The sequence below is a fragment of the Methanothermobacter sp. K4 genome (assembly GCF_022014235.1).
In the GTDB taxonomy this organism is placed as follows: domain Archaea; phylum Methanobacteriota; class Methanobacteria; order Methanobacteriales; family Methanothermobacteraceae; genus Methanothermobacter.
Genome location: NZ_JAKLTD010000003.1, coordinates 135101 through 161339, shown reverse-complemented (window position 1 = coordinate 161339; position 26239 = coordinate 135101). Strand labels below are relative to the sequence as shown.

General features: G+C 49.0%; 27 protein-coding genes. 8 read left to right on the top strand and 19 right to left on the bottom strand.

Going from position 1 to position 26239, the window contains the following annotated elements:
* The first annotated feature begins 170 nt into the window (after positions 1 to 170).
* The 7 genes from hypE to L5462_RS07680 all read left to right on the top strand — a co-directional run bounded on the left by hypE (position 171) and on the right by L5462_RS07680 (position 5582).
* Positions 171 to 1181 (top strand): hydrogenase expression/formation protein HypE, encoded by a 1011-nt coding sequence (hypE, locus tag L5462_RS07710; protein WP_237780197.1) that lies wholly within the window; start codon positions 171 to 173, stop codon positions 1179 to 1181.
* 20 nt (positions 1182 to 1201) lie between these two features.
* Positions 1202 to 1609, top strand: coding sequence for an RDD family protein (locus L5462_RS07705; protein ID WP_237780196.1), 408 nt, complete (start codon positions 1202 to 1204; stop codon positions 1607 to 1609).
* A gap of 45 nt (positions 1610 to 1654) precedes the next feature.
* Positions 1655 to 2269, top strand: coding sequence for a 5-formyltetrahydrofolate cyclo-ligase (locus L5462_RS07700; RefSeq protein ID WP_237780195.1), 615 nt, complete (start codon positions 1655 to 1657; stop codon positions 2267 to 2269).
* Between the two features lie 213 nt (positions 2270 to 2482).
* Positions 2483 to 3760: a DEAD/DEAH box helicase gene (locus L5462_RS07695; protein WP_237780194.1), complete on the top strand. Its 1278-nt coding sequence runs from the start codon at positions 2483 to 2485 to the stop codon at positions 3758 to 3760.
* Between the two features lie 233 nt (positions 3761 to 3993).
* Positions 3994 to 4422 (top strand): hypothetical protein, encoded by a 429-nt coding sequence (locus tag L5462_RS07690; RefSeq protein WP_237780193.1) that lies wholly within the window; start codon positions 3994 to 3996, stop codon positions 4420 to 4422.
* A 53-nt stretch (positions 4423 to 4475) separates the two neighbouring features.
* Complete coding sequence (locus L5462_RS07685; RefSeq protein WP_237780192.1) at positions 4476 to 5099, top strand: energy-coupling factor ABC transporter permease; 624 nt, start codon at positions 4476 to 4478, stop codon at positions 5097 to 5099.
* Positions 5100 to 5108: 9 nt separating this feature from the next.
* Entirely contained in the window at positions 5109 to 5582 is a 474-nt protein-coding gene (locus L5462_RS07680; RefSeq protein ID WP_237780191.1) for a hypothetical protein, read from the top strand.
* Positions 5583 to 5630: 48 nt separating this feature from the next.
* On the opposite strand, the gene L5462_RS07675 is transcribed toward L5462_RS07680, so the two are convergent.
* From L5462_RS07675 to L5462_RS07625, 11 genes are all read right to left on the bottom strand, one after another.
* Positions 5631 to 6326: a CDGSH iron-sulfur domain-containing protein gene (locus L5462_RS07675; protein WP_237780190.1), complete on the bottom strand. Its 696-nt coding sequence runs from the start codon at positions 6324 to 6326 to the stop codon at positions 5631 to 5633.
* Positions 6327 to 6574: 248 nt separating this feature from the next.
* The gene (locus tag L5462_RS07670) at positions 6575 to 7942 is read right to left on the bottom strand and encodes an MFS transporter (RefSeq protein ID WP_237780189.1); all 1368 of its coding nucleotides are present in this window, start codon (positions 7940 to 7942) and stop codon (positions 6575 to 6577) included.
* Between the two features lie 114 nt (positions 7943 to 8056).
* Positions 8057 to 9433 (bottom strand): MFS transporter, encoded by a 1377-nt coding sequence (locus L5462_RS07665; RefSeq protein ID WP_237780188.1) that lies wholly within the window; start codon positions 9431 to 9433, stop codon positions 8057 to 8059.
* 123 nt (positions 9434 to 9556) lie between these two features.
* The gene (locus L5462_RS07660; protein ID WP_237780187.1) at positions 9557 to 11056 is read right to left on the bottom strand and encodes a glutamate synthase-related protein; all 1500 of its coding nucleotides are present in this window, start codon (positions 11054 to 11056) and stop codon (positions 9557 to 9559) included.
* A 12-nt stretch (positions 11057 to 11068) separates the two neighbouring features.
* Positions 11069 to 12124 carry a Coenzyme F420 hydrogenase/dehydrogenase, beta subunit C-terminal domain gene (locus tag L5462_RS07655; protein WP_237780186.1) on the bottom strand — a complete coding sequence of 352 codons (1056 nt, stop codon included), beginning with the start codon at positions 12122 to 12124 and terminating at the stop codon, positions 11069 to 11071.
* On the bottom strand, positions 12124 to 12813 hold the full coding sequence (locus L5462_RS07650) for a GXGXG domain-containing protein (RefSeq protein ID WP_237780185.1): 690 nt from the start codon (positions 12811 to 12813) through the stop codon (positions 12124 to 12126). The genes L5462_RS07655 and L5462_RS07650 overlap by 1 nt, the downstream gene beginning before the upstream one ends.
* Before the next feature lie 9 nt (positions 12814 to 12822).
* Positions 12823 to 13740 carry a glutamine amidotransferase family protein gene (locus tag L5462_RS07645; RefSeq protein WP_237780184.1) on the bottom strand — a complete coding sequence of 306 codons (918 nt, stop codon included), beginning with the start codon at positions 13738 to 13740 and terminating at the stop codon, positions 12823 to 12825.
* Entirely contained in the window at positions 13728 to 14306 is a 579-nt protein-coding gene (gene pdxT, locus L5462_RS07640; protein ID WP_237780183.1) for a pyridoxal 5'-phosphate synthase glutaminase subunit PdxT, read from the bottom strand. Before pdxT ends, L5462_RS07645 begins: the two co-directional genes overlap by 13 nt.
* A gap of 315 nt (positions 14307 to 14621) precedes the next feature.
* Complete coding sequence (locus L5462_RS07635; RefSeq protein ID WP_237780182.1) at positions 14622 to 15599, bottom strand: malate dehydrogenase; 978 nt, start codon at positions 15597 to 15599, stop codon at positions 14622 to 14624.
* A 3-nt stretch (positions 15600 to 15602) separates the two neighbouring features.
* A complete protein-coding gene (locus L5462_RS07630) occupies positions 15603 to 16169 on the bottom strand; it encodes a HEAT repeat domain-containing protein (RefSeq protein WP_237780181.1) in 567 nt (188 codons plus the stop codon).
* 244 nt (positions 16170 to 16413) lie between these two features.
* Entirely contained in the window at positions 16414 to 17298 is an 885-nt protein-coding gene (locus tag L5462_RS07625) for a tetratricopeptide repeat protein (protein ID WP_237780180.1), read from the bottom strand.
* Between the two features lie 118 nt (positions 17299 to 17416).
* Here L5462_RS07625 and aksF point away from each other — a divergent pair, with 118 nt between their 5' ends.
* On the top strand, positions 17417 to 18406 hold the full coding sequence (gene aksF, locus L5462_RS07620; RefSeq protein WP_237780179.1) for a homoisocitrate dehydrogenase: 990 nt from the start codon (positions 17417 to 17419) through the stop codon (positions 18404 to 18406).
* A 27-nt stretch (positions 18407 to 18433) separates the two neighbouring features.
* On the opposite strand, the gene argB is transcribed toward aksF, so the two are convergent.
* Genes argB through tgtA form a run of 8 tightly spaced genes read right to left on the bottom strand, consistent with a single transcriptional unit; the run spans position 18434 to position 26210 of the window.
* Complete coding sequence (gene argB / locus L5462_RS07615) at positions 18434 to 19315, bottom strand: acetylglutamate kinase (protein WP_237780178.1); 882 nt, start codon at positions 19313 to 19315, stop codon at positions 18434 to 18436.
* Positions 19316 to 19354: 39 nt separating this feature from the next.
* Positions 19355 to 20554 carry a bifunctional ornithine acetyltransferase/N-acetylglutamate synthase gene (gene argJ, locus L5462_RS07610; RefSeq protein WP_237780177.1) on the bottom strand — a complete coding sequence of 400 codons (1200 nt, stop codon included), beginning with the start codon at positions 20552 to 20554 and terminating at the stop codon, positions 19355 to 19357.
* A 41-nt stretch (positions 20555 to 20595) separates the two neighbouring features.
* Positions 20596 to 20883: a hypothetical protein gene (locus L5462_RS07605; protein ID WP_237780176.1), complete on the bottom strand. Its 288-nt coding sequence runs from the start codon at positions 20881 to 20883 to the stop codon at positions 20596 to 20598.
* A 50-nt stretch (positions 20884 to 20933) separates the two neighbouring features.
* Positions 20934 to 22139, bottom strand: coding sequence for a hypothetical protein (locus L5462_RS07600; protein ID WP_237780326.1), 1206 nt, complete (start codon positions 22137 to 22139; stop codon positions 20934 to 20936).
* Positions 22139 to 23164 carry a Zc3h12a-like ribonuclease gene (locus tag L5462_RS07595; protein ID WP_237780175.1) on the bottom strand — a complete coding sequence of 342 codons (1026 nt, stop codon included), beginning with the start codon at positions 23162 to 23164 and terminating at the stop codon, positions 22139 to 22141. The genes L5462_RS07600 and L5462_RS07595 overlap by 1 nt, the downstream gene beginning before the upstream one ends.
* Before the next feature lie 17 nt (positions 23165 to 23181).
* The gene (locus L5462_RS07590; protein ID WP_237780174.1) at positions 23182 to 23919 is read right to left on the bottom strand and encodes a metallophosphoesterase; all 738 of its coding nucleotides are present in this window, start codon (positions 23917 to 23919) and stop codon (positions 23182 to 23184) included.
* The gene (locus tag L5462_RS07585; RefSeq protein WP_237780173.1) at positions 23919 to 24272 is read right to left on the bottom strand and encodes a nascent polypeptide-associated complex protein; all 354 of its coding nucleotides are present in this window, start codon (positions 24270 to 24272) and stop codon (positions 23919 to 23921) included. Before L5462_RS07585 ends, L5462_RS07590 begins: the two co-directional genes overlap by 1 nt.
* Positions 24273 to 26210: a tRNA guanosine(15) transglycosylase TgtA gene (gene tgtA / locus L5462_RS07580; protein ID WP_237780172.1), complete on the bottom strand. Its 1938-nt coding sequence runs from the start codon at positions 26208 to 26210 to the stop codon at positions 24273 to 24275.
* Positions 26211 to 26239: the final 29 nt, after the last annotated feature.

Below are 26239 nucleotides of genomic sequence, written 5' to 3'. Positions count from 1 at the left end.
CTCCCCCAACAAAAGACTCCACCCCACCCAATAAACAATTACACCAATCAAAGGTTTAAAATTGTCCCCCAACAAAAGACTCCACCCCACCCAATAAACAATTACACCAATCAAAGGTTTTATACCATCAGCAAGATACCTTATAAGCAAGAGATTGTACAGGTGAATCTATGAAGATCGGCATGTCCCATGGTGCAGGCGGAGAAGTGATGCAGGACCTCATATCAAACATAATACTATCCAATATCCATAATACGAGGGTTAACGGCGGAGTTGGCCTTGAGGACCTCGATGACGGTGCAAGCATACCCCTCGGCGACTACGAGATAGTTATGAGTACCGATGGCCACACAGTCGACCCTCTATTCTTCCCCGGCGGTGACATAGGTAAGATATCAGTTGCGGGTACAGTCAACGACATATCAGTTATGGGCGCAAGGCCCCTTGCAATTGCAAGTGCAATGATCCTCAGCGAGGGGTTCCCTGGTGAGGATCTTGAGAGGATCGTGCAGTCAATGGACAGTGTCTCCAGGGAGACAGGTGTGTCAATCGTCACCGGGGACACCAAGGTTATGGAAAGGGGTAAACTGGACAGGATGGTCATAACCACCACGGGTATAGGTGTTGTGAAGCGTGGTGAGATAATAAGGGACTCAGGACTGAGGCCCGGTGATAAGATCATACTCACAGGCAGCGTGGGGGACCATGGAATGGCCCTCATGGCCTTCCGTGAAGGTTTTGGATTCGACACCGACCTTGAATCAGACGTTGCCCCTGTATGGAGCATGGTTGAGGCAGCCCTTGAGGTTGGTGGTGTTACCGCCATGAAGGACCCCACAAGGGGCGGTATAGCAAATGCCCTCAACGAACTCGCAGATAAATCAGGGGTCGGTATGGTTGTTGATGAGGATATGATCCCTGTGAGGGAGGAGGTGAGGGCTGTCTCTGAGATGCTGGGCATCGACCCCTATGAGGTTGCCAATGAGGGCAAGGTCATCATGGGTGTCGACCCTGAATACGCTGAGGATGTCCTCAGAGCCGTGAAGAAGGCACCATACGGTGAAAACGCAAGGATAATAGGTGAAGCGAATCAGGACAGTCATGTGATTCTTGAAACAAGCCTTGGCGGCAGGAGGATACTTGAGGCCCCTGTTGCTGATCCTGTTCCAAGGGTGTGCTGAGCCGATACAGGAGGGGTGTTATGGAACTTAAGAAGAAGAGGCTCTATGCGTTTGCAGTTGATTTCCTGGTGGTTACAGGTGTAATGTACCTTCTCACAGTCATTTTTTATCCATTAGCACTTCTCCTGAATCTTTTCTCAATCTACAGCTACTGGCTCCCCCTCCTTGGCATCATAACCATCCTTTATTTCAGCTACCTTGAGTACCATGGCGGAACAGTGGGTAAGAGGATGATGGGTCTCGTTGTGATATCAGAGGAGGGTGAACTCAAGTTGCGGCAGGTTGTCATAAGGAACCTTTCAAGGATACTCTGGTTCCCCCTCATACTTGACGTCATCCTGGGACGCCTCAGGAACCGTCTGAGGATCCTCGACGCCATTGCAGGTACACGGGTTGTCAGTGCAGAGAAGAATGTGGACGATGCTTAATAGGATTTATGATCCATTTGAATCTGTCTTCAGAGAAAAATGATGATGGATAAAGAAGTGATCAGGGAGAGGATCTGGAAACTCCTGAAGGATAGGGGTGTAAGCAGCCGTCCCCATGGCCGCATACCCGACTTTCAGGGGTCAGTTGAAGCTGCAGAGAGGCTCTCAAGGACCATCGAGTGGGAGAGAGCAGGTGTTGTATTCTCATCTCCTGATTCTGCCCAGCGACCCGTGCGAAGACTGGCCCTTGATGATGGAAAGGACCTTGTAGTGCCCACGCCGAAGATAAAGGATGGTTACCTTTTAATTTCAGGGGATGTTCCGGATGCTGATGCTGCATCAACCATAAGGGGCGCCTACATGTATGGTTCATTCATCAAAAGATTCCCTGAGGTTGACCTTGTTGTTGAGGGATCAGTGGCGGTTGACCTGGAGGGAAACCGCCTAGGTAAGGGTGGAGGATACGGTGACAGGGAGATATCTGAACTCAGGGATCAGGGGGCCATAGACGAGGATACCCCCATAGCCACAACGGTACATGAGCTGCAGATCATTGAAAGTGTACCTTTTGAGGGTCACGATGAAAGGATAAACATGATAGTGACTCCCATGCGTGTAATAAGGCTCTTTCTCCCTGAAAAAATCCCGCGAGTCGTCTGAAACCAGAGTATCATTTCTTAGAATGAACTATCACCCTGAAAATTAATTCACAGCCCAAAACCATTACTTTAAATAGTGCGGGGTTCAACATGGATATGTGCTGATTTTTAATTATCATGTGCCTGGCAGAAATTGGGGCTATCATGTTTCAGATCTGCCGGCTGGCAGCTGATAATTGAATAATCGATTTTTAAGAATTAAGGAAAAGATAAAATGAAAGAATTGAAATTCAGTGAATTTGATATTTCAGGGGAGATTAACAGGGCCCTTGATGATATGGGATTTGAGGGTACAACCCCAATCCAGGCACTTACATTACCTGTTACACTTGATGGTATGGACGTTGTTGGGGAGGCCCAGACCGGGACCGGGAAAACCGCAGCCTTTGCCATACCACTGCTTGAGAACCTTGAACCAGAGAGGGTTCCCCAGGCACTTGTGATCTGCCCTACCCGTGAACTCTGCCTACAGGTCACCGATGAGATAAGGAGGATAGGCAAGTACCTTAACGTGAGGGTGCTTGCAGTCTATGGTGGTCAGGGAATCGGAGGTCAGATAGCTGAGCTCAGGAGGGGTGTCCATGTTATCGTTGCAACACCAGGAAGGCTCATAGATCATATTGAGAGGGGTACTGTTGACCTTGGAGGCGTATCCACGGTTGTGCTTGATGAGGCCGATGAGATGCTCAACATGGGATTCATAGAGGACATAGAGAGGATACTGTCCCACGTCCCTGAAAGGAGACAGACCATGCTGTTCTCTGCAACCATCTCAAAGCCTGTATTAAGGATCGCGGAGAGGTATATGAGGAGCCCCCAGATTCTCCGTGTTGAGAAGAAGCACAGCCCCAGAATAGATGAGTTCTATTTCAAAACCAGGGAGGAGGACAAGGTTGAACTCCTTGACTGGATACTGACATCCAATGATATCGGAATGGGCCTCATATTCTGCAACACCAAAAGGAGGATTCAGAGGCTCAGAAAACAGCTTGGACGTATGGGTTACTCTGTGGATGAAATTCACGGTGATCTATCACAGTCAAAGCGTGAACGTGTCATGGAACGCTTCAGAAAGGGAAGGTTCAACCTCCTTATTGCAACTGATGTTGCGGCACGCGGTATACATGTGCCTGATGTGGAGGTCGTTGTGAACTATGATCTCCCATTCGAGAACGAGTACTACGTTCACAGGATAGGGCGTACCGGGCGTGCCGGTTCAAGTGGAAAATCTTTCACACTGGTTGTTGGAAGGGAGGTTCACCGGTTAAGGCGGATCCAGTCATTCACAGGTAAAAGGATAAAGAAGAGCAACATGCCATCCCCGCAGGAGATAAGGAGGGGTTACGAGGAGGACCTTGTTGAGGTGCTCCGGAGGAACCTTAAATCCAAGAGTTACGGTGACTCCGAGCTCCTGGGAAACCTTGTGAGTGAGGGTTACAGTTTCAGGGATATCTCACATGCCCTTCTGGATGTTCTGGAGTCCTCAAAGTAGATAGAGGCTGATTTCTATTTTATGGGTGGAGGCTGATCCATCACCCTCCCAGATTCTTTTAATTTCCTGAATCACAGAGAGAATTTACCCTTTGATTTCTTAAGATCTCCTCATCAATGGGAGTTCCACGACCACAACTCCATTTTTGGTATTACCTTCGGATCCCTATAAGTATCCAGAGTAATAAAAGATTTTATATATTGAAGATGTTTTAACTAATCTGTGGTGATACAATGAGAAGGTTCCTTATCATCCTAGCGACTGTTGCGCTGATTGCAGGCCTCTCGCATCATACATGGGCCCACCCGGGTCATGGTTACTACATTGAGGAGCCATCGGATTCAGATGCCACAAAACCCGACTCATCCACCACATCAGATTCATCCAGTACTTCAAATAAGCCTTCAGGTCAGAGCAGCAGCAAATCAAGCGCATCAGGTGGTCATAAAACCACCGGTGAAAGTAGAGGGGACTCATCAGATTCAGGGCAATCCGGCGATGAAAGCAATGCTCGGCCTGAAAGTAACACTACAGATGAAAGGGAGAATACCACAGAAACAGCAGATGTTAATGTGAATAAACCAGATTACGGATTCATACCTGCACTGGCAGGGCTGTGCCTGGTTTTTGGTTTAACCGCATTCAGGTTCCCACGCAACTGAATATCAAAAAATAAAAGTGCATATACCTGATACCACTTAACGGAGGTTCAACAGTGCATATACCTGATGGAATCATACCACTGTGGCAGTCTGCAGTCTACTGGGCTGTTGCACTCGTGAACATAGGCATATTCTTCTACATATTCTCAAAGAAACCCGAAAAGGAAAAAAGAATAGCTGGAACGGGGCTTTTTGCAGCGGCCGCTGTGGTTGCATCATCCATATCCGTGCCATCACCCTTCGGTGTCCCGGTGCATTTCTTCATGGTGCCCCTCGCAGCCATAATACTCGGCCCCCTAACGGCGGTTATGGTGGCGGTGCTCTGCCTGCTCGTCCAGTTCTTCATGCTTGGAATGGGGGGGATAACCAGCATGGGGGCAAATATACTGACAATGGGTATCGGCCTTGGAATCGGAACCTATGGAGTCTACCATGTCTTAAGTGAACTTGACAGGGGCCTTGCTGTATTCTCAGCCACCTTCCTTGGTATAATGATTGCAACCGCATTACACATCATGATACTCCTGGCAGCGGGTGTTGCGGGCCCTGAAATGCTCATGTCAACACTCATACCCTTCTACATATTTGTGGGTGTTGTGGAGGGTGCTGCAAGCATGTTCATATTCTCATTCCTTGAGAGGATGAAACCCGAGCTCATTGCAATGGAAAAGGTCTAGGTGATCCATGTGAAGAAATTAGTGTTTCTAATAATATTTCTTATTATTGGCGGTGTTTCAGCCCATGGAATGGAGATAACACCAGAGTCATTCATTGTAATAGCCGATAACTCCACAGGAAAACTCGCACGTTCAGTGGCCGATGAGACAGGGGTCAACGTCACCGTGTACCGTTTCCAGAGCCCATCGGACGTGGAACATGAACTGGAACATGCCCTTGGAAACCCCAACAAAATGATACTGGCAGTTGCCTACCAGGACACCGTGAGGGCCTTCCTCCAAAGGCATCCTGAACTTGCCACCAGGGTGACATACTGCAGTGCCGATGAGGCATCAATCAGGGAGAAACTCCTTGAACTCAACTCAGTGAATACAGAAAAGATGGGTAGCGGCTTTATGACTCCTTTCCTTTCAGGGGCGCTGATAGGGGTCATAGTTGGCCTTTTGACAGGGGCCCTGTGGATGAAAAGGAAAATGGGGTAGGAATCTCCGGTTACCTCCTTCTTCTTCTTAAACTTCCTCTGCGAAAAACTACTCAATACCCCACTTCTTCTTAAATTCAAGTTTCTCCTCTGCACTCATCCAGTGGCTACCATCACAGAATGGTTTGTTCTCAGATAACCCGCACCTACAGAGGGTGACCCTGTTTCTGGCCTCATACTCCTTCCCATCGGCTGATTCTATTTTTATACCACCCCTCACCCAGAGGGGCCCCTCACACTTCTTCTGTTTATCATGAACAACCACTATCGATTTTTCATAGTCCCTTTCATAGGGTTTCCCTGTTCTCCTGTCCCACAGGACAAGTCTCCCTGATGGGCAGATCATTGCCTCCTCTATGGCGATCTGTATGCTCTCCCTGTCGCCTTTCCTGAGGAGTTCCCTTATACCCCCTGCCCGCAGGCAGAACCTTGAGTGGTCGCATAGTTCAGGAACATCGGTGAGTTCAAGGTCCCCTGCCCTGAATACGGTCGCCCTTTCAATGTAGGGTTTCGTTGATGCTGTTTCGGTACCATCAAAGCCCACCTCAAGGTGTGTTCCATCACAGTAGGGTTTGTTCTTCGATGCGCCGCAGCGACAGAGGAGGTACCTCTCCTTCAGCGGGAACTCTCTTCTCTCAACAAATTCCCTTGTGTGTCCATTCTCATCGGTTACAATTACCTCCTCATAGAGTGGTACAGAGCCCTCTACAAGGTATGGTCCGTCCTTAAGAACCCTTATCCTCATCTTTAACACCCAAAGCAGAGCAAGTATCCCCATCATGCATAGCAAGGCAAATATGATGAAGCGAATCCTTGTTCCCTCAATCAATATATTATATCCTTGAGGGTAAAATATCTGACTCCCCCATAAAAATCAAAAAGGGCGGGGACCGTTCCGACACTTAGAATCTGCCCGATAGACCTCATTGAACTTACGGTTGATACTGCGACCCTCAGATCATCCCTTTTAACTGTCAAACAGTACAGAATGATTTAATCACTGTTTCTGTAGGTTGTTGTAGCAAAGAGGCCTATGAAACAGATAATACCAAATAAAAGGAAGCATATCCTTGTGCTCTCCATGAGGAGACCATAATTTGAAGGGGATGCTGAAACACTCCCTATCAGAAAGGCGAAGATGAGTGTCACTATACCCATACTGAAGGCCTGGCCAATGAGGCGCATGGAGGTCACCGTGGCAGACGCCATCCCAGCCTGATCCCTCTTAACTGAACACATAATCTTTGTTGTATTTGGGGATGAGAAAAGTCCCATACCTGTTCCAAGTAGCATAAGTCCCATTATTACTGCTGTTTCAGGTGTATCAGGGCCCAGTGTTGCAAATCCCATGAGTGCCGTGAAGATCAGCAACATACCCGCTGATGTCAGAATATGAGGCTTCACCATATCGGCCATTCTACCTGCGAGGGGCGCGATCATGGCCATCATGAGGGGTTGAACTATAAGTATAATTCCGCTGGCAGATGGGCTGAGTCCCCTGACGTACTGGAGATGGTAGCTGAGTAGGAGGGAAACCGCAAATGTCGATGTGAATACCAAGAGGGCTTCAAGGGATGAAAAGGCAAATTTTCTGTTTTTAAATAATTTAAAATTGAAGAGGGGGTTTTTTGCCTGTGTTTCTGTTTTGATGAACAGAGAAAACGCCAGAAAACTTAGAACCAGAAGCAGGAGCCCCCTTATACTTGCAAGGGTGGAGAAACCCTGGATGAATAGAAACAGGAAGGTGCAGTAGGTCAGTGACCCCTCAAAATCGAATTTTTCATTTCCGCTAACCATCCACTCATCATCAACTCTGGACAGTGAGATGAGTATAACAAGGATTCCCAGTGGAACCGTGAATAGGAATATGGACTCCCATCCCAAGATCTCTGCCAGAAAACCTCCCAGGATGGGACCTGCGAACAGACCCATGTCTATTGCCGCAGTATTCACACCAATGGCCCTGCCACGCTCAGATGCCGGGAACACCATTGATATAAGGGAAAGCCTCGTTACCAGTACCATGGAGGCCCCGATCCCCTGAAATGCCCGAAACAGGATGATTGAAGTTGCATCAGGTGCCAGTGCACAGAGAAGTGATGCCGTGATGAATATGATGTTACCTGAAATGAAGAGTCTCTTTATCCCGTATAACTCAGATAGCCTCCCAAATGGCAATAGAAATATGTTTGCCGTTAAAAGAAATGCCATTATAATCCAGGTCTGCTGGGAGGGTCCCATATTAAGGCTCTCGCCGATAAGTGGGAGGGCCACATTGATTGATGAACCCATGAATGGTGCAAGGAATGATGAGAGGGTCACTGCGGAGAGCACATAGACCTTGAGGTGATCATCTTTCAAACATTTCCCCCCTCAATAAAAATTAAATAAAAATTAGTTTAAATAATTTTCCAAAAAAATGAAAAAAGTGTAGATTAAATCACTTTTTGTGAAAAATTTATCAGGGTCCGCTCATCAACCGTCATTCCTGTGGGCTGTTGCAGCAAAAACCCCTATGAAACATAGAACCCCAAATACAAGGAAGCATATCCTTGTGCTCTCTATGAGGAGGTCATAATTTGCAGGGGATATTGGAACCCTCCCTATCAGGAATGCGAAGATGAGTGTCACTATACCTATACTGAAGGCCTGCCCGATGAGGCGCATGGAACTGACGGTGGCAGATGCAATACCATAGTCCCTCCTCTCAACAGATCCCATGATTGCATTGGTGTTGGGGGATGAGAAAAACCCGAACCCAAGACCCAGGACGAGAAGTGATACCACTATCATAAAGATTGGCGTGCCCCTATCAAGGATACTGAGGCTCAGAAGCGCAGCTGCGTTTACCGCCATCCCTATACCTGCAAGTATCTGGGGGTTGAACCTGTCAGAGGCTCTCCCTGCCAGGGGGGCCACGAAGGCCATGACAATGGGCTGAGTGACGAGTATGAGTCCACTGGAGCCAGGGTCAAGTCCCTTGATGTACTGAAGATGATAGCTCAGAAGCAGGGAAACTGCAAAGGTTGCGCTGTAATTTATGAGGGCTGCGAGACTTGAGAAACTGAATCTGAGATTCCTGAAGAGTCTCACATTGAATACCGGGCTCTCTGATGAGAGTTCAATTTTAAGGAATACTCCGAATGCCAGAATACTGAGGATTATCATGAGCGCCCCCGCAGCATCGGGAAGGGCGGAGAATCCATACATTAAAAGAAACAGGAATATACAGTAGGATATTGAACCTGGGACATCAAAACTTTCCCCTGAGGCATCAGCCCATTCCCCCTCAACCTTAAGGAGACACACCGCAAGAACAATGAGCGTTACCGGCACCGTGACAAGGAATATGCTCTGCCAGCCCAGGAAATGCGTGAGAAAACCCCCTAGAACCGGACCCATTGAAAGGCCAATGTACACTGCTGCCGTGTTTATACCTATGGCCTTACCCCTCTCCATTGGCGGGAATACACGGGTGAGCATTGCAAGGCCCGTGACGAATATCATAGCTGAGCCCACACCCTGTATTGCCCTGAATACTATGAGAGCAAGGGCAGAGGGTGAGAATGCTGATAGGATTGATGAAACCGTGAATATCAGGTTTCCATAGATGAAAATCCTCTTCATACCGTATATCTCAGATATCCTTCCAAAGGGGACAGCAAAGATTGCCGCTGCAAGGAGAAATGCCGTTGGAATCCATGTCTGCAGTATTGCATCTATCCCGAACTGAAGCGCTATCACAGGAAGGGCAACGTTGATGGATGACCCCATGAAGGGCGTTAGAAAGGATGATAGTGTTGCCGCTATGAGAACATAAACCCTGAGTGACCTGTTGCTGTACTCATTCAAATTATTCCCTCCAGAAAGAATCTGTTATTACTCTATGGGATGCCCTGTTTAAATAGGTTTCATAAAAGGGAAAATGGAAAAATTTAAAAAATGAAGTTTCAGGAAAATTAAATGTTCTGGTGGCTAAAACCGGGCCGGTGCCTCCATTCCAGCCATCTTAACTCCCGTCAGTGCAGAGGCCTCGACTGTAAGTGCCCTAAGGTCATCCTTTTCAAGTTTACTCACGTCAGTGTTACCCGCCTGCTGCGTCAGCATGCAAACCTCCTCTGTCATGGCCTCTATGTACCTTGCAACGTTTTTACCTGCCTCGACATAGTCAAGGCGCTTCCTGAGCCTGGGATCCTGGGTTGCAATACCCTTCCTGCACGTGCCTGTGTAGCACATCTGGCAGACACGGCAGCCAATTGAGACAAGGGCCGCTGTACCAATGTAGACAGCATCCGCACCAAGTGCAATTGCCTTTGCAACGTCGGCCCCACTCCTTATACCGCCTGCAGCAACAAGGCTCACCTCATCACGGAGGTTGACCTCCTTGAGGGCCTCATCGGCCTCCACTATTGCTGCTATTGTGGGTATACCAGAGTGCTCTGTTACAACATCCGGCCCTGCACCTGTACCTCCCTGCATACCATCCACCACGACTATATCGGCCCCTGCCTTTGCAGCTATCTTAACGTCATCGGCAACACGGCCAGATGTGAACTTGACCATTATCGGGACCTTCCAGTCGGTTATCTCACGGAGCTGTGATATCTTCATGCTCAGGTCCTCGGGCCCGACGATATCCATGTGCCTTGCCGGGCTCAGCGCATCGGTACCCTCCGGTATCATCCTTATCCTTGAGACCTCTGCTGTTACCTTCTCTGCAAGCAGATGTCCTCCCATACCAGACTTGGCACCCTGACCTATCTTGATCTCGATGGCCTCTGAATTGTTGAGGTACTCTGCAGAGACACCGAAGCGTCCTGATGCATACTGTGCAATGAGTTTTGAGGCGTATTTACGCTCTTCAGGGAGCATTCCCCCCTCACCTGTGTTTGTGGCTGTGCCTGCGAGGGTTGCTCCCATTGCAAGGGCTATCTTGGCCTCCTTGCTGAGGGCGCCGAAGGACATTGCCGCTATCATGATTGGTGTGTCAAGTTCCAGGGGGTTCTCAGCAAACCTGTTACCCAGCACCACCTTTGTATTGCAGGGCTCCCTGTACTTGTCTATGGGCGGCCTTGATACCTGGGCGGGTATGATCACAAGGTCATCAAAGGTGGGTATCCTCCTCACTGCACCGCAGCCCCTAACCTTGTATGAACCCTCCCTGGATTTCCTCTGTATCTCAATAAGGTCCGTGAATGACCATACATTCCTCCTGTCCTCAGGCACGGCGTTAACCTCTATTGCGTTGTTGGGGCACATCTCCTCACATATACGGCACCCCACACAGTTTTCATGCCTCAGGGGTACTGGTTCCCCGTTTATTATCTCGTAAACATCATGTGGACAGTTGTTATAGCATGAGAAGCAGTTTGCGCAGAGTGACTCATCCCGGTTATCACACATGTACCAGCAGCAGCCGGGACGGTCAAAGTTCCTCTTACATACATCTTCCTTTCTCTCAACCTTAAAAGGCATCTTTAACCCCTCTTATTCATTTAATACCCTCAATATCGGACATACTGAGTACTTGGTACCTGCAGCCCTCACAACATCCTCTGGATCCTCTGCCAGTAGGGGTACTGGTTTCCATGGCACTGCAGGGTCCCTGTCAACCACCAGTGCCCCGTCCACAATTCCCTCCCTGAGAGCATAGGTTAGGAGTGCGGTTACAACACCACCATCCTGCCCCCTGAACATTGGGGCCCTTGCAGAGAGTATCTCAGTGTATTTCCCCAGTGGTTCGGCTGCAGATTCATGGCTTATTATGCTGTCGGGTACGTAGGTCCTTGGACATGCCACATAGCATGCGTTGCAGCCCTCAGGACATTCGCCCTTAACCTCGGGTTTTCTATCGTCTATCCTCACTATACCCTCCGGGCATGACGCCTCGCAGGCCCCGCAGAGCACACATGCGCCAACATCGATGACATCAGACTTAAGGTCATCGAACTGGTAGTCCTTAATTTCCTCAAGATAAAGATCCTGGGGCATCACCCTCCAGTAGAGGACAGGCCTTGCAACTGACTCCCTTCTCTGTATCTCCTCAAGGTTCTCCTCCTTTTTACCTGATGCAAGTCTTTCAAGGAGTCTGAGGCCCTTCCCTGTTATGGGTGCAGTCTCAATGTATCCTGCCTCTGAGGCTCCCTCAACGAGCTCTTTACCCCTTTCTGTCCTTATTATGAGTGTTGACCATCCCTTAGGTGAACCCACAGATCCCACTGAAATGTCTGACTGTTCTGATGTGAAGTCCATACACACCGAGCAGTTTTTCCTCATTGCTGATCTGACCCTTTCAAGGGGTATGGAGACTGTGCTTCCATCGTTGAGGTGGAACCAGAGCCTGCCCTTCTCTATCCTGCACTCTGAAACATCCCTGAAGTCAACACCCTCCTCCTCTGCGAGTTCCTTCAGGTAGGTGTAGGAGAAGTTCTCCATGCAGAATAGTCCGATTCTGAGTTCAACAGGGAATTCCCTGTTATATTCTTTCATCAGTGTGGCCGCTGTTATCTGGCAGGGTGTTCCTACCATTGCATATCTGCTCATTATCCTTCCTCCGATTCTTCGCCATAGAATGGCCTTTTGCTTCTTGGGACAATCTTTCTGAAGGAATGGTATTCCTCATCTTCAAGTTCAAACCCGTATTCTGAGAGGACACCTCTGAGTTCCTCTTCCTCCTCGGGGGTTATGTCCTCAACCTTTGCGTTCTTTCCAAGGCTTTTTATTTCTCCACCAACGTATATTGTTCCCCTTATGATGGACTCCCCGGCGTCCTCTGCAAGGTCCCCCAGGACTATTATGCGACCGCCCATCATGAAGAGGCCTGTCATGAAACCTGAGTTTCCACCTATGATGATGGTCCCGTTCTTCATTATCTCTCCTGTTCTTGACCCTGCACCCTTCCTTACAACGACTGTTCCACCGTAGATTCCCTGTCCAACACCATCTCCTGCAGATCCCTCTATTATGACCTCGCCTTCTGTCATGTTGTCTGCAGGGAACCATCCTGCGTTACCATTTATCTTAACACTGGGTCCGTGTATCATTGTCGCTGCGAAGTATCCTGCTGAACCATCTATTATGAGCTCCACGTCCTCTGTGAGTCCCGCGCCGATGTAGTGCATGGCGTTGGGGTTTTTAACCACTATCCTGTCGTGGTCCTTTGCCAGGCTCTTTATAGCCCTGTTAACCTCCCTGGGGGTTTTTGATTCTGCATCAACTACTGCTTCCCTCATCATATCACCCTATATCTCGTATACCCTGACCTCGCCGGGGGATATCTGTTCAACCTCGCTTGTATCCATGACCTCCCTCAGGGAGACCTCCTCTGATGCAACCGCAAATACTTCATCGTTCTCTGCCATCACACCTGGCCTGAGGCCGAGCTGGTCCTTTGCTATCCCAACACCGGTGGGTGTTCCGACTATGTATGAGAATGGGCCGTCCATGTCCTTCACTGACTGCTCAAGTGCCTCCTCCAGGTTGTAGCCTGATGCCAGTTTATCTGCAACGTAGTGGACTATGCATTCTGTGTCGTTGTTTGTCTCGAATATGTGTCCCTTCCGCTCAAGGGGTTCCCTTATCTTCCAGTAGTTGGTTATCTGGCCGTTGTGTACCACGGTTATGTCGGGGATGATGTAGCTCTGGAATGGGTGTGCATGGTACCTGTCAACTATGCTCTCTGTTGAGAACCTTGTGTAGCCTATGGCATGTGTCCCCCTCTTTGACCAGGTGTCGTAGCGGTCTGCTATTTCAAGTACAGATCCAACATCCTTTATCATTTCAAAGGAGTGGCTTCCATTGAGTACCATGACATCCTCTATCCTGTCTATCTCCATTATGAGTGGTTTAAGCTGTGAGAATGATTCAAGGGTGATCCTGCAGCGGTATATTATGTAGTCCTCAACTGATGGGATGATTTCATCTTTCCTTATGGGGCTTACTGCTTCAACTGTCTCCTTAACCCTCTCAAGAAGTCCCCTCTTTTCTTTAACCTCAATGTTGAGGAGGTACTCGTTTTCTTCAAGACCAAGACCTCCATAAATTGAGAATCCCGCTGAGTCAGGGCCCCTGTGCTGCAGTGCATGGAGCATCCTCGTCATGTCTGCCCCTACACTGTGAAGTTTACCATCCTTGTAGACCACTCCTGCTATTCCACACAATTCAATACCTCCTTTATAAAGTATTCGTGAAGTTCTGTGTCCTCTCCCAGTTCAGGGTGGAAGGCGAGTGCAAGGTTGCAGCCCTCCTTCACTGCGATGATCCCTTCATCGATTCTCGATAGTACCTCAGCCCCTTCACCCACCTCAAGTGCGGCAGGTGCCCTTATGAATATCCCATGGAATTTTCTTCCAAGGATCTCTATGTCCTCCTCAAAGGAATCTTTCTGCCTTCCAAAGGCGTTTCTCTTAACCTTCATGTCGATGAGTCCCAGGAGGGGCTGTTCATAGTCTGTTTCCCTCGCAAGGAGAACCATCCCTGCGCAGGTCCCCATGACTGCTTTGTTCTCCGTGAGGATAACATCCTTTATCCCTGTCTCCTCCATCAGTTTACCTATGACGGTGCTCTCACCGCCGGAGATTATTATTGCATCTACAGCTGATGCATCCTCTGCTTTCCTCACCTTCACTACCTCTGCATCCACATCCATCCTCTCAACTGCCCTCCGGGTCATCTCGAGGTGCTCGGAAACATCGCCCTGAAGATCAAGAATGCCTATCCTTATCATGGTGTCTCCTTTCAGTTTTTTTGAATAGGTTTTTGGCATATGACCATATAAATATACCGGAAAAGTGTTGCCGGTTATCTCTGAACCCGACCCGGTAGAATCTTAGTGTACAATGTTCAGAAACCAGGTCTTGAATTAAGTTATAATTGAACAGTTATATAAATATTTCCATGGGGGCTCTGAAAGGGTTCTATAAAATCAGGGGTCCCCACCTGAAAGGATAATCAGCACGCCAGTGGACCCCCTGAAATGAGAACGGGTGAATGAGAGAACCATCCCCTAAAATCCGTTGATTCACCGGGACCCCTGACCATGCTAAAGTGGAAGCTCCTCATCCAGAAACTCCATAACCTTCATGGTGGAGTTTCTGACATGGTTTGCAGCCTCTCTGAAGGCTTCCCTCTCATCCCTGTCCATCAGGACTGGAACAACACCCTCTATACCATTCTTACCGAGCTTCACAGGCACACCCAGGCACACGTCCCTGATGCCATCAATCTCACCCTCCATGAGGGTTGAAACCGTGAGTATCCTTCGCTCATCATTCAGTATCGTTGTCACTATGTTGGAGATGGCGAAGGCCGGACCATACTCAGTGGCCCCCTTCCTGCTTATGATGTTGCTACCTGCATTGATGACCTTCTCTATGGTCTTCTTGAGGTCAAACTTCCTGTAACCAGAGAAGTAGTCCCTCCTTGCATAGTGCTCAATTGGTATACCCCCTATGGAGGTCGAGCTGATTAGGGGGACCATGTAGGGGCCGTGCTGCCCGATAACCCTGGTGTGGACCTCGCTAACATGAACATTGAAATGCCTTGCCATGTAATTCTTGAGCCTGAGGGAGTCAAGGTGGTTTCCAAGGCCAAAGACCCTGCTGGGGTGAAAGCCCGAATACTTAAGTGCAACATAGGTCATCACATCAACAGGATTGGTCACAACAAGTATAATTGAATCCGGGGCGAACCTGGCAATCTGTCTTGCATACTCGGCAACGATAACCCCATTCTGAAATGCAAGGTCATCCCTGTCCATATCAGCAGTTCTGGGAACACCCGCGGTTATAACAACTATCCTCGAGCCATGGACATTTTCGATGTCAGCAGAGTTCTCCAGCTTAACCGAAACCCCCTTGGCTGCAAGGGCATCACTCATATCAAGGACCTCTCCAATGTTCTGCTCAAGACTCTCCCTCCTTGATATGAGGTGCAGTGTTTTCACAGCCTCCTCCTCTGCAAGGCAGAGTGCCGTTGCCCTTCCAACACGCCCTGTTGATCCAATTATACTTACCTTCAAAAATTACTCCTCCTGGTGCGTTTCAAGGTAGCTGATGGCGACCTTTCTTGCAAATCCCGTGCCGGTCTCTGCCAGTTTCTCCATCGCTTCTCTCACCCGCTCCCCGCCTATCTGCTCAAGTGACCTTGCAGCACCACTTCTCACAAAGCCACTATCATCCTCCAGGAGTTCAATGAGTGGTTCAACAGCCCTCTCGTCCCTGAAGTTCCCTATTACCCATGCAGCAGCACCCCTTATCTTCCAGTCATCACTTGAGAGGCTCTCAAGGAGGGGTTCCACTGCCTCTTCACCCATCTTCGCAAGGGCAGTGGATGCGTCCCTTCGAACCCATTTGTTCTCATCGGCCAGAGCCTCAATGAGGGGTTCTATTGCCCGGGGATCCCCTATCTTACCAAGCGCCGCGGCAGCACCCCTCCTCACAAACTTGTTATCATCGTTGAGGGCCTCAATGAGCTGTTCAACCGCTGGTTCACCTGTCTCACAAAGGAGTTCAATAACCTGAACCCTCATGAGTTCATCGTCTTCCTTTAACTGCTCAATGAGCCTCGCAACGTTTTCTCTCCTCTGCATTTTATCACCTCTTATATTCGTTATGTCCACATGAATACATAATATTTATCCATCCTGGAAAACCAGCGGGCCTGGCACCGCGGATTTTCATGGATTATGGGTTTACTGCATGATCAGACAAAAAATGTGGCTAAAAGGTTATGAAGTTGATGTAAATGGCAGAGATGGTCCCCACGTCCTACCGAGAATATTATGATTTTCCTAAAAGGTTATGAAAGTATATGGCAAATGGCAGAGACAATCCTCACGTCCTGGTAAGGATATTTATGATTTTCATGGTAACCCCCTCAGCCTCCTCAAGCCCAAGTGACCTGAAAATCTCGAGACCCTCCTTAAAAACATTGTAGAGATTTTCCCGCTCGTCAATAAGGAACAGGAGAACCCCTAGGATTACGAGGGACACTGCAACACCCGCAGAATCTCCACTCTCCCTGAATATCCTGTTTGATCTTTTGATGAATTTGAGGGCATCATAGAGCTCACCCTCCTCCATCATGTAGCGACCTATCAGAAGATTAAGAAGGGCCTCAATGGGGCGGTCACGTATAACTGTGGCAGATTCCAGATTAGAACGGAGGGTGTCTATGTCACGGTCCTCCCAACACCCCACATATGATTCAAAGGAGTCTATGATACCCATGAGGTCATCTGCAAGTCTGAAGATCTTGTATGTCTCAGATTGTATGTCTGTGGACTGTGAATCCTCCTGGACGGGTTCAGGTTCAGTGTCATCTGAACTCAGCGCCTCCCTTATCTTACCCGCCTCATATATCTTATCCCTCAGTTCATCTGCAACCTTGCCGTTGATCTCAGAGTATATTGAGAGGGCCTCTGAGTAGCATTTCATTGCCCTGTCAAATTCCCGCTGGGCCATCAGGGAGTCACCAAGGAGTTCAGAGGCATAGGCGATGCCCTCAGGGAATTTGAGTTTCCTGTAGGTTTCAAGGGACTCCTCAAAGCTTCCCACTGCCCTCTCTGTTTCCCCCCTGTCAAGGTAGATGACCCCTATATCTATGAGAACCTCAGCCTCATGCTCCTGGTACTCGTGAAGCTTCTTCTTGTAGTGTCTGAGTGCGCTTCTCTCATCCCTCAATGAATCAAATATACTGAGAAAGTTGAGGTAAAACACGAAAACTCCCCCCATTTAGGTATACTTTTATCATAGGATCCTTAAATATTATACCATCTCCCATTGAAACATCAATGCATCAAATGATGTGTTCATGAAACTGGCTTAAGGTATTCAGATGTACAGAATAACAGTTATACCCGGTGATGGTATCGGTAAGGAGGTCATGGAGGCCGCCCTCCACGTTCTCAAAGGACTGGACCTTGACCTGGAATTTGTGTATGCAGAGGCAGGTAATGAGTGCTTCATAAGGTGCGGTGAGACCATACCAGAGGAAACAGTGAAACTCGTCAGAAGGTCTGATGCAACCCTCTTTGGTGCAGTGACAACAGTGCCGGGACAGAAGAGTGCCATAATTACATTGAGGCGTGAACTCGATCTTTTTGCGAATTTGAGGCCTGTTAAGTCCCTTCCGGGTGTCCCGTGCCTCTACCCTGACCTTGACTTTGTCATAGTGAGGGAGAACACAGAGGACCTCTATGTGGGTGATGAGGAGTTCACTGCTGATGGTGCTGTTGCAAGGAGGATCATAACACGCCGTGCTTCCAGAAGAATCAGCAGGTTCGCATTTGAGTATGCCCGGAGGGAGGGCTGGAGTCGTGTGACCGCGGTGCACAAGGCCAACGTCCTTAAAAAGACCGATGGGGTGTTCAGGGAGGAATTCTACCGGGTGGCATCAGAGTACCCTGAGATGGAGGCAGAGGACTACTATGTGGACGCCACAGCCATGTACCTCATAACACAGCCCCAGGAATTCCAGGTCCTGGTCACAACAAACCTCTTCGGAGACATACTCTCAGACGAAGCAGCAGGACTCATCGGAGGACTCGGACTCGCACCATCAGCAAACATAGGAGAAAAAAACGCAATATTCGAACCAGTCCACGGATCAGCACCCCAGATAGCCGGAAAAAACATAGCAAACCCCACAGCCATGATACTCACAACAACACTCATGCTAAAACACCTCAACAAAACAGAGGAAGCACAGAAAATACAGAAAGCACTTGAAAGGACCCTGCTCAAGGGGATAATGACACCTGACCTTGGGGGAAGTGCCAGTACCATGGAGATGGCCAGTGCCATAAAACAGGAATTAGTTGAATAAGCCATATAAAATGGATTAATGAGGCAATCACCTGGTTATCATGGTCCCTATTCCCTTCTTGGTAAATATTTCAAGTAGAAGTGAGTGCTCAACCCTTCCATCTATTATATGGGCCGATGAGACACCATCATTTATGGCCTGTATGCATGTGAGTGTCTTGGGGAGCATCCCCCCCTCCACTATACCGCTCTTTACAAGGTCGCTGAGTTCATCAACGCTCACCTTCCTTATGAGGGTGTCGGGATCTGAGGGGTCCTCGAGTATTCCAGGCACATCTGTGAGCACTATAAGCTTCTCTGCCCCTATACCCGCTGCAACCTCACCTGCAACCGTATCTGCATTGAGGTTCAGTGTGTTGGCGTTCCTGTCAACACCTATGGGTGATATCACAGGGATGTAATTGTTATCTGTGAGCATGTTGATTATGCCAGGGTCCACTGATTCAATTTCACCCACAAGTCCCAGGTCTATCTCCCTTTTCTCACCTGTCTCAGCATCCTTAACAACATGTGGAGCCCTCTTTTTTGCAAGAAGAAGGTTGCTGTCCTTACCTGACAGTCCTATGGCCCTCCCACCATGGTAGCATATCTTTGAGACGATGCTGGTGTTTATCTTACCCACGAGGACCATCTTGACTATCTCCATGGTCTCCTCATCTGTAACCCTGAGGCCCTCTATGAATCTTGGCTCCTTGCCCATCTTATTCATGGCCCTTGAAATCTCAGGGCCACCTCCATGGACAACCACCGGCTCCATTCCCACATACTTCAACAGCACAGTATCCCGTGCGGTTGAGTCCATTGCGGCCTCATCTATCATGGCATGGCCGCCATACTTTATCATTATCTTTTTTTTGTGAAACTTCTTGATGTAGGGGAGTGCCTCCACCAGAATGTTAACGGTCTTCATTCAAACACCCTTCACTGCACTATAGATCAATACATCAACTTAAGTAGTATACTCTGCATTTATCCTCACATAGTCATAGGTGAGATCACAGCCGTATGCAGTTGCAGATTCACTGCCGGCGTTGAGGTCAACTGTTATTCTTATCTCATCATCACCCATTATCCTCTCTGCAAGTTCAAGTTCAGGTGTACCCTCAAAGGCAAGGACCTCCCCCTCCTCAACTATCCCAACAGATCCACTCTCAGATTCCAGGTTCACACTTATCCTGTCAGGGTCAAATTCTGCACCTGAATATCCTGCAGCCGCAACTATACGTCCCCAGTTTGGGTCGGCCCCAAATATTGCCGTCTTAACGAGGGATGAACCTGCGATTGCCCTTGCAGCCATTCTCGCATCCTCCTGTGTCCTGGCATTCACCACATCAACCTGGAATGACTTGGTGGCCCCCTCACCGTCACGGGCCATCATACGGGCAAGTTCCCTGCAGACGACCCCAAGGGCCTCAGTGAAGTTCTCATCGATTCTCCCTGACCTGCAGGTTGATGCTATTATAACCATGTCATTGGTGCTCTCATCACCATCCACTATGAGCATGTTGAAGCTGTCATCAACCGCCCTCCTGAGGGCCTCCCTGAGCTCTGAAGGTGATGCATCAACATCAGTAGTTATGAAGGAGAGCATCGTGGCCATGTTTGGGGCTATCATCCCTGAACCCTTGGCAACCGCCCCTATACGGGCTGTCTCACCGCCTTCAAGCTGGAACTCCACCGCAACCTCCTTGGGGAATGTGTCTGTGGTCATTATTGCAGATGCAAGATTCCCTGAGGCTTCAGGGGAGTTTTCAAGTTGATCTGCAGCCCTTCTTATGAGGGATTCTATCTTCCTGATGGGCATCCTCCTTCCTATAACGCCCGTTGATGCAACCGCAACCTCACCGGCATCCAGCTGGAGTGATTCAGCTGTTACCCTTGCCATCCCAAGGGCATCACTCATCCCATCTCTTCCTGTGAAACAGTTGGCATTGCCACTGTTTGCAACTATCGCTGAAATTCTGCCCCCCTCAATAACCCTCTCCGTCAGTTTAACAGGTTCTGCCCGGACCCTGTTGGATGTTAAAACACCCGCCGCAGTCGCGTTTCTGCTTACAATAAGCCCAACACCATATTTGCCCTCACGGCAACCCGCCGCAAGCACTCCATCAACAGCGCAGACGCCACCTTCAATAAACCTGATTTTCATAGTCTCCACTACTCCCAAAAAAAAGGTTCGCTGGAGTCCTCTCAGTAGGTTGTATTGTTGGAGGACCCCTGGTTGTTGTTAACAACGTTGACTTCCCCGTAACTGTTCTGGACTTCCTCCCTACCGCGCTCCTTTATCCCGTTGAGGGGCAGGTGGTTGGTGCTGCTGGGGGAGAGCTGGACATCACTGGATGGAGTATCGTTAATATCCACTGCAGTAATATTATCGTTGGAAAGGCCTATAACAATGCCCAGACCTGACCCGCAGCCGAATGCTATGAGGGAAATCAGGAAGCTAACAATGATTTTAGCCTCGGTTTCAGGTCTCATTTCAATTCCCCTTATTATTATCTTGAAGTACCCTTAAATAACTTTCCTTTTCATGCCGTGGCAGCATAGATAACGGCAAGGAGTATTGCGATAATGCCAAACTCCCAGTGCCCCATATTCCAGCCAAGGAAGGTGGCTACAAACACGAAGACGAATACAAGGAAGGCCACAGACTTTTTATGCATCAGAAAGTCAATAACGGACCTTGTGAAGGGTGAGGGGATGAAGTAACCATATATTCCATCTGCAACATCAAATATCATGATGGATGTGGGGTTCCATAGCTTTATGCTGTCGGCAATCTGGGCCCTCTCACCGGCCTCACGCCTGGTCTTCCCGATACCCACCCTTATGTTGGCACCGTTGTCCATTGCATGCCATGCGGAGTCTATCCCTGCCCTCAGAGCCATGTCCTTTGTGGGAAAGTTCGCTATGAGGTCGTCCCCGCCCTCACGGTAACCCTCAATCTTTCCGCTGCAGTCATTCTCCATGTAGGCCTTTATATCATTCATTATCTCAACAAGGCTGTCACGTCCAAATCTCTCTATGAAGCCTGTCGAGTCAATCATATCAATGAAGAGGTAGTTGTCACGGTATGATGGGCTGCCTGAGAGTGGTTCAAATTCACTGGTGAATATTATGGCAAATTCCCCTCCAAGCTTTGTGAAACCAACACCCGGGACCTCACCAATCTCCCTGTTGAGGTTTATTGCCCTCTCAATTGCCGCTGCCCCCGTCATCCCGGCGGCGGCCCTTACATTTATCCCCCTTCTGCTTCCTGCACCTATCAGTTTTATGGCGACCCTTATGGCGTCGTTCTTGGAGAGGAACCTTGCGAGTATCTCACTTGAACTCTTCTCGATGATCCTCCCCTTCTCCTTCTCTATTATGGACACGAATTCATCCATTATACGCCCGCCGTTGAAGACCTCAATGTAGAGGTAGCGGTCGCTTCCCATTATTATGTTGCTGAGGAGCGCATACTCATCAACCCGGTTCTCTGCAGGTTTGAGTTCAATGAACTTTCTGTTCTTGGGGATGTTATCGGTTCCAAGTTCCCTTGTGAGGTTATCGAAGATGTTGCTGGTGTTGATATGGGCCCTTTCTATCTCTATGAGCATCGTCTTTGTGTAGTTGAGCATGTCCACGTATTCCCTTTCTGTACTGTTGGTGGGCATGTACTTGGTCCCGATACTCAGGACCCTGTGTCCAATGAAAAATCCCAGTATCTTCCTTAGCAGATAATCCATGACCATCAATCATTGCCTCCCTTCTCAAGAACCACGTCGAATTCCCCTGGCTTCTCAAGCAGCATGCTGGGTTTAACAGATACTATGGGGAACCTCCATGATCCTATCCTGGCTGCGATTGTACTTGCTATGTTCCTTGAGTTCTTCTTAACAAAACTGTAATCGTGATCATTTATGGTTATGTTAACGTTGTAGGGGGCCTCCTCCATGACATCCTCAGAGTACATTATGTTCAGCTCAAAAGTGCCAGGTTTCAGGAAGAGGTCGTTCCTTACAGCCACCAGGGGGGCGTGCTCCAGTTTGAGCCTGTCACCAACCGTTACAGCAATGTTACCGGCGTACTTCACCGCCTCCCTGTAGTCCCTGGGGTGCACCAGTACGAATATTATGTAGTTGCTGGTCCGCTCCACCTCCTCCACCATGCTCATGAACTTCTCAAAGAGGGGGAGCTTCATGAATATACCCTCAAGTTTGGGTTCAAGGCCCTCCTCCTGACTCCTGCTTATTCTGTCAATGGCCTCCTTGGCTATGGCTATCCCGCTGAGTTTCTTGCCCCTTTTGGCCTTATATGCGTCTATCCTCTTCCTCTCGAATTCCTTTAGGGTTTCGTTACAGATTTTCTGGAGGATGTTCTTAACCTTCTTTGGCTTTCCAGAGGTCCCTATGAGGATCCTGCCATCCCTGAATGTGTAGGGTATCCTCCTGCTGTTTATATCCTGAAACTCGTCCTTATACTCCCTGAATACGTCATTCGAGAGTATCTTGGCATCCTCCTCCTCGGCCAGCTTGAGTATGAAGTGATCAGCCGTGGTACCTGAGGGCACCTGCTGGAATTTCCCCTCCTCAAGGAGTTTCCTGAACTTCTCCTTATCATCTATCTCATGACGCAGGGATGCATCGGCAATTATGACAGGGTCATAGCCGAGTTTTTCAAGTTCCTCTGCCGCTGACAGTATATTCTCTATGCATGGCCTATCATCGTCGTTTTTCCTTGAATGGGCGACGTTCGATGCATCTATAATTACCCTCAAGTAACCACCTGATGAGATTATTCCTGCAGGCTGTGGGATGCCAGTTCAATCCTTTCTCCCTGAACCTGGTTGAGAACTATTCTTATAGAATCCTCAGTAATGTAATATGTATTATATGAATTAATATCTTTACCCCTCAGTTTAAGGGATGAAACCGTCCCGGCGGTTACAAAGAACGTGTCCTCAACCCTCCAGACATGGGGGACATGCTTGTGACCCGATATCACAAGGTCAGCGCCCTTCCTGATTATTGAATAGAGTATGTCACCTGCATCTGCAAGGACGTTCCTCTCACGACCGGTCTTGGGAACGGGTATTATGTGGTGGTGGAGGGCTATAACCCTGAAATGTCCCCTCTCTGAGGCCCTCCCAAGTTCCTCCTCCATCCAGATCTGCTGGGACCTCCCTATCTTGCCGTAGTCGAGATCCGGCTCACTGCTGTCAAGACCTATTATTGTGAGGTCATCCATCACAAAGGTCCCCTTCCTGTACCTGAAGACATCCTCAAAGGTCTCGTTTCCCACATGTCTTGCATCATGGTTTCCTGGAACAAATATGTGGGGCCCCTTGAGGTCGCTGAGGTACTCTGCGGCCTGAAGGAATTCAAGGTAGTAGCCGTTATCTGTAAGGTCACCTGTTATAACGGTTGCGTCAGGTTTAAGCTCATTTATCTGTCTTATCGCCTCAAGGAGTATGTCCTCCTTGAAGTTGGGTGCGCCCACATGGAGATCCGAGATATGGGCTATCAAGACCATCAGCTCAACCTCATAATGGCCTCTGCCAGGTCACCCCCGGTTTCCTGAAGGGCCCTGGTGGCTTCCTCCCGGCTTACACCGGTCTGGTTCATGACAAGTTCAATGTCATCCTCGGGTATCTTAACCTCAGCTTCAAGGTCACGTTCACGGGCCTTCCCTGTCACCTGATAGGTCTTCTGACCCATGAAGTCCATGACATTCACGCGGGGATTTTTTATTATGATCTCCTTCTTCTTGAGTTTGATCACAACCTCCTCAACGCCACGGAGGTCCTTCATATCCATTCCCATCTGCTTCATGGCCCTCTGCATCTGTTTCAGCTGCTTTGGGTTCATTCCCATGCCCGGTATCATTTAAAATCCTCCTTTCCTGGTTTTCACTGCCTGGCCATGGTTGAGGTCCATCATCTCCTCGGCACAGAGGAGGGCCCTGCCTGTGGCCAGAAGTTCATCATGAGCATTAACAATTAAAACTTCATCACCGGCCCTTATATTATTGTCGCAGTCAATTATAAACTTTGCAAATACACTCCTGCCCTCCCTTGCAAATGGTTCAGACTCCTCATTCACAGCCACCCTGCAGCGGGGGTAGGCTGTGCCCCTATGAAGCCTCCTGGCACCCTCAGATGAGAGCACAAAAAGGCCGTCAGAGGCCCTCATGGTGCATATCAGTTTCTCTTCTGAGTAGATATGTCTTATCTTCCCTGTGTTACGGCTCCTCTCAATCCTCACATCAGCAGAAAACAGCGCATCACCCGCTCCCTCACCAAACTGGTACTCTGCAATCATCCTTATGCGGTCAAGGTCATCAACACATGTTTCCACCTCCCCGGAATAGGGGTGTGGAAGCTGAAGTTCAAGTTCACTGCAGAGGTCCTCACTGATGATCACATCCCCCTCAAGACCCAGGATCAGTTCTCTGAGGAAGTGCCTGGCCTCCAGGTCCATGATACCCGGCACATCGCTCTGGGCGAGTGGGTAGACCTGGTCAAGTTCAAGTGGTATGAGACCAAAGGGCACGTCTGCAACCACCACCCTCCACTCTCCATCGGGCTGGGGCTTCTTGGAGCGGAAACCACTGATACTGGAGGGTAAACTGGATGAGTAGGGTTTCCTTGATGGGCCGACGATGGCCATCCTTCCCTTCAGGTTTTTCTTAACCCACTGAAGATACCTGTGAACCTCAACACGCCCCAGTGACTCTGGTCCAGTGTAGAAGAATGCTGAGCGTTTGGACCTTGGCTCGAATCTCTCAGAAAGTTCAACATAAGCCGACATCCTCCTGTAACCCTCAAGGAGCCTTGGATGTGCCCTGCATCTCTCCTCAACAAGTTCCATTAGGCTCCCATCATAAATTGCCTGGCGGACCTTCCTTATCTCTGCAAAGCTCACATGGAGGTTGTGTTCAGCTATGAGGTTCCTTCTATCCTCAGCGTCCATCCCTCGTAGCTCAGATGGGGTATACTCCATGCATACCCTGCATGAGCACGGCATCTCCTGGAGGTTCTCAAGTTTATATGTCCCCTCTGTACTCAGAAGACGGCCATCCTCTGCATAGAGTATGTAGGCAGCCGAATCAAAGAGGTCACATCCCATGGAAGCGGCGAGGGCGAATATCATCGGATGCCCAGCCCCCATGAGGTGCCTTGGCCTTGATGGTGGAAGCTTCGAAACAGAGGATAGTACAGCGTCAACCAGTTCCCTGTACCTGTAGGACTCCATGAGAGGTACGACGGCACCTATGGGGTGGAGTTCCACCGGGAGCTCTGCAAGCTGTGAGGCACAGTAACTCCTGAGGTCCGGGTGGGTTGACCCCTGGACAACGGCATTGAGCATCATCCTCTCCCTGTACTCAAGGGACTCCCTCGCCCTTTGAAGTGTGATCTCAACCTCCTCAAGGGCCCTCCTGTGGCTCACACCAGGAGGTGTTGGTATATCCAGGGATGTCCCTATGTCTGTGCCTATCTCATCCTGGAAGCGGACTATTTCATGGTTTTCAACCTCAACGTCGCCGTACTCTGATAGCTGGAATGAACCCGAATCCGTCATTACAGGACCATCGAAGTTTATGAGTCCATGGACACCCCTTCTGAGTGCCTCTTCCCTGAGTTCAGGGTTCCTGTAGATTATGTATGCATTGGTTATCACAATCTCGGCGCCGAACCTCTTAACGTCAATGGTCTGCTTACCAGGATGTATAACCGGCATCAGTGCCGGTGTCTTAACCTCTCCGTGTTCTGTCTTCAGGATACCCGTTCTTCCCAGGTTGTCCTTTGATCTTATCTCAAACATGAAATCCTCCCAATATATCTTAAAAAAAT

Excerpts from the sequence above, each read along its gene's own strand:
- hypE (WP_237780197.1), top strand. The coding sequence starts at position 171 with ATGAAGATCGGCATGTCCCATGGTGCAGGCGGAGAAGTGATGCAGGAC.
- L5462_RS07705 (WP_237780196.1), top strand. The coding sequence starts at position 1,202 with ATGGAACTTAAGAAGAAGAGGCTCTATGCGTTTGCAGTTGATTTCCTG.
- L5462_RS07700 (WP_237780195.1), top strand. The coding sequence starts at position 1,655 with ATGGATAAAGAAGTGATCAGGGAGAGGATCTGGAAACTCCTGAAGGAT.
- L5462_RS07695 (WP_237780194.1), top strand. The coding sequence starts at position 2,483 with ATGAAAGAATTGAAATTCAGTGAATTTGATATTTCAGGGGAGATTAAC.
- L5462_RS07690 (WP_237780193.1), top strand. The coding sequence starts at position 3,994 with ATGAGAAGGTTCCTTATCATCCTAGCGACTGTTGCGCTGATTGCAGGC.
- L5462_RS07675 (WP_237780190.1), bottom strand. The coding sequence starts at position 6,326 with ATGAGGATAAGGGTTCTTAAGGACGGACCATACCTTGTAGAGGGCTCT.
- L5462_RS07660 (WP_237780187.1), bottom strand. The coding sequence starts at position 11,056 with ATGCCTTTTAAGGTTGAGAGAAAGGAAGATGTATGTAAGAGGAACTTT.
- L5462_RS07655 (WP_237780186.1), bottom strand. The coding sequence starts at position 12,124 with ATGAGCAGATATGCAATGGTAGGAACACCCTGCCAGATAACAGCGGCC.
- L5462_RS07650 (WP_237780185.1), bottom strand. The coding sequence starts at position 12,813 with ATGAGGGAAGCAGTAGTTGATGCAGAATCAAAAACCCCCAGGGAGGTT.
- pdxT (WP_237780183.1), bottom strand. The coding sequence starts at position 14,306 with ATGATAAGGATAGGCATTCTTGATCTTCAGGGCGATGTTTCCGAGCAC.
- L5462_RS07630 (WP_237780181.1), bottom strand. The coding sequence starts at position 16,169 with ATGCAGAGGAGAGAAAACGTTGCGAGGCTCATTGAGCAGTTAAAGGAA.
- aksF (WP_237780179.1), top strand. The coding sequence starts at position 17,417 with ATGTACAGAATAACAGTTATACCCGGTGATGGTATCGGTAAGGAGGTC.
- argB (WP_237780178.1), bottom strand. The coding sequence starts at position 19,315 with ATGAAGACCGTTAACATTCTGGTGGAGGCACTCCCCTACATCAAGAAG.
- argJ (WP_237780177.1), bottom strand. The coding sequence starts at position 20,554 with ATGAAAATCAGGTTTATTGAAGGTGGCGTCTGCGCTGTTGATGGAGTG.
- L5462_RS07605 (WP_237780176.1), bottom strand. The coding sequence starts at position 20,883 with ATGAGACCTGAAACCGAGGCTAAAATCATTGTTAGCTTCCTGATTTCC.
- L5462_RS07600 (WP_237780326.1), bottom strand. The coding sequence starts at position 22,139 with ATGGTCATGGATTATCTGCTAAGGAAGATACTGGGATTTTTCATTGGA.
- L5462_RS07590 (WP_237780174.1), bottom strand. The coding sequence starts at position 23,919 with ATGGTCTTGATAGCCCATATCTCGGATCTCCATGTGGGCGCACCCAAC.
- L5462_RS07585 (WP_237780173.1), bottom strand. The coding sequence starts at position 24,272 with ATGATACCGGGCATGGGAATGAACCCAAAGCAGCTGAAACAGATGCAG.
- tgtA (WP_237780172.1), bottom strand. The coding sequence starts at position 26,210 with ATGTTTGAGATAAGATCAAAGGACAACCTGGGAAGAACGGGTATCCTG.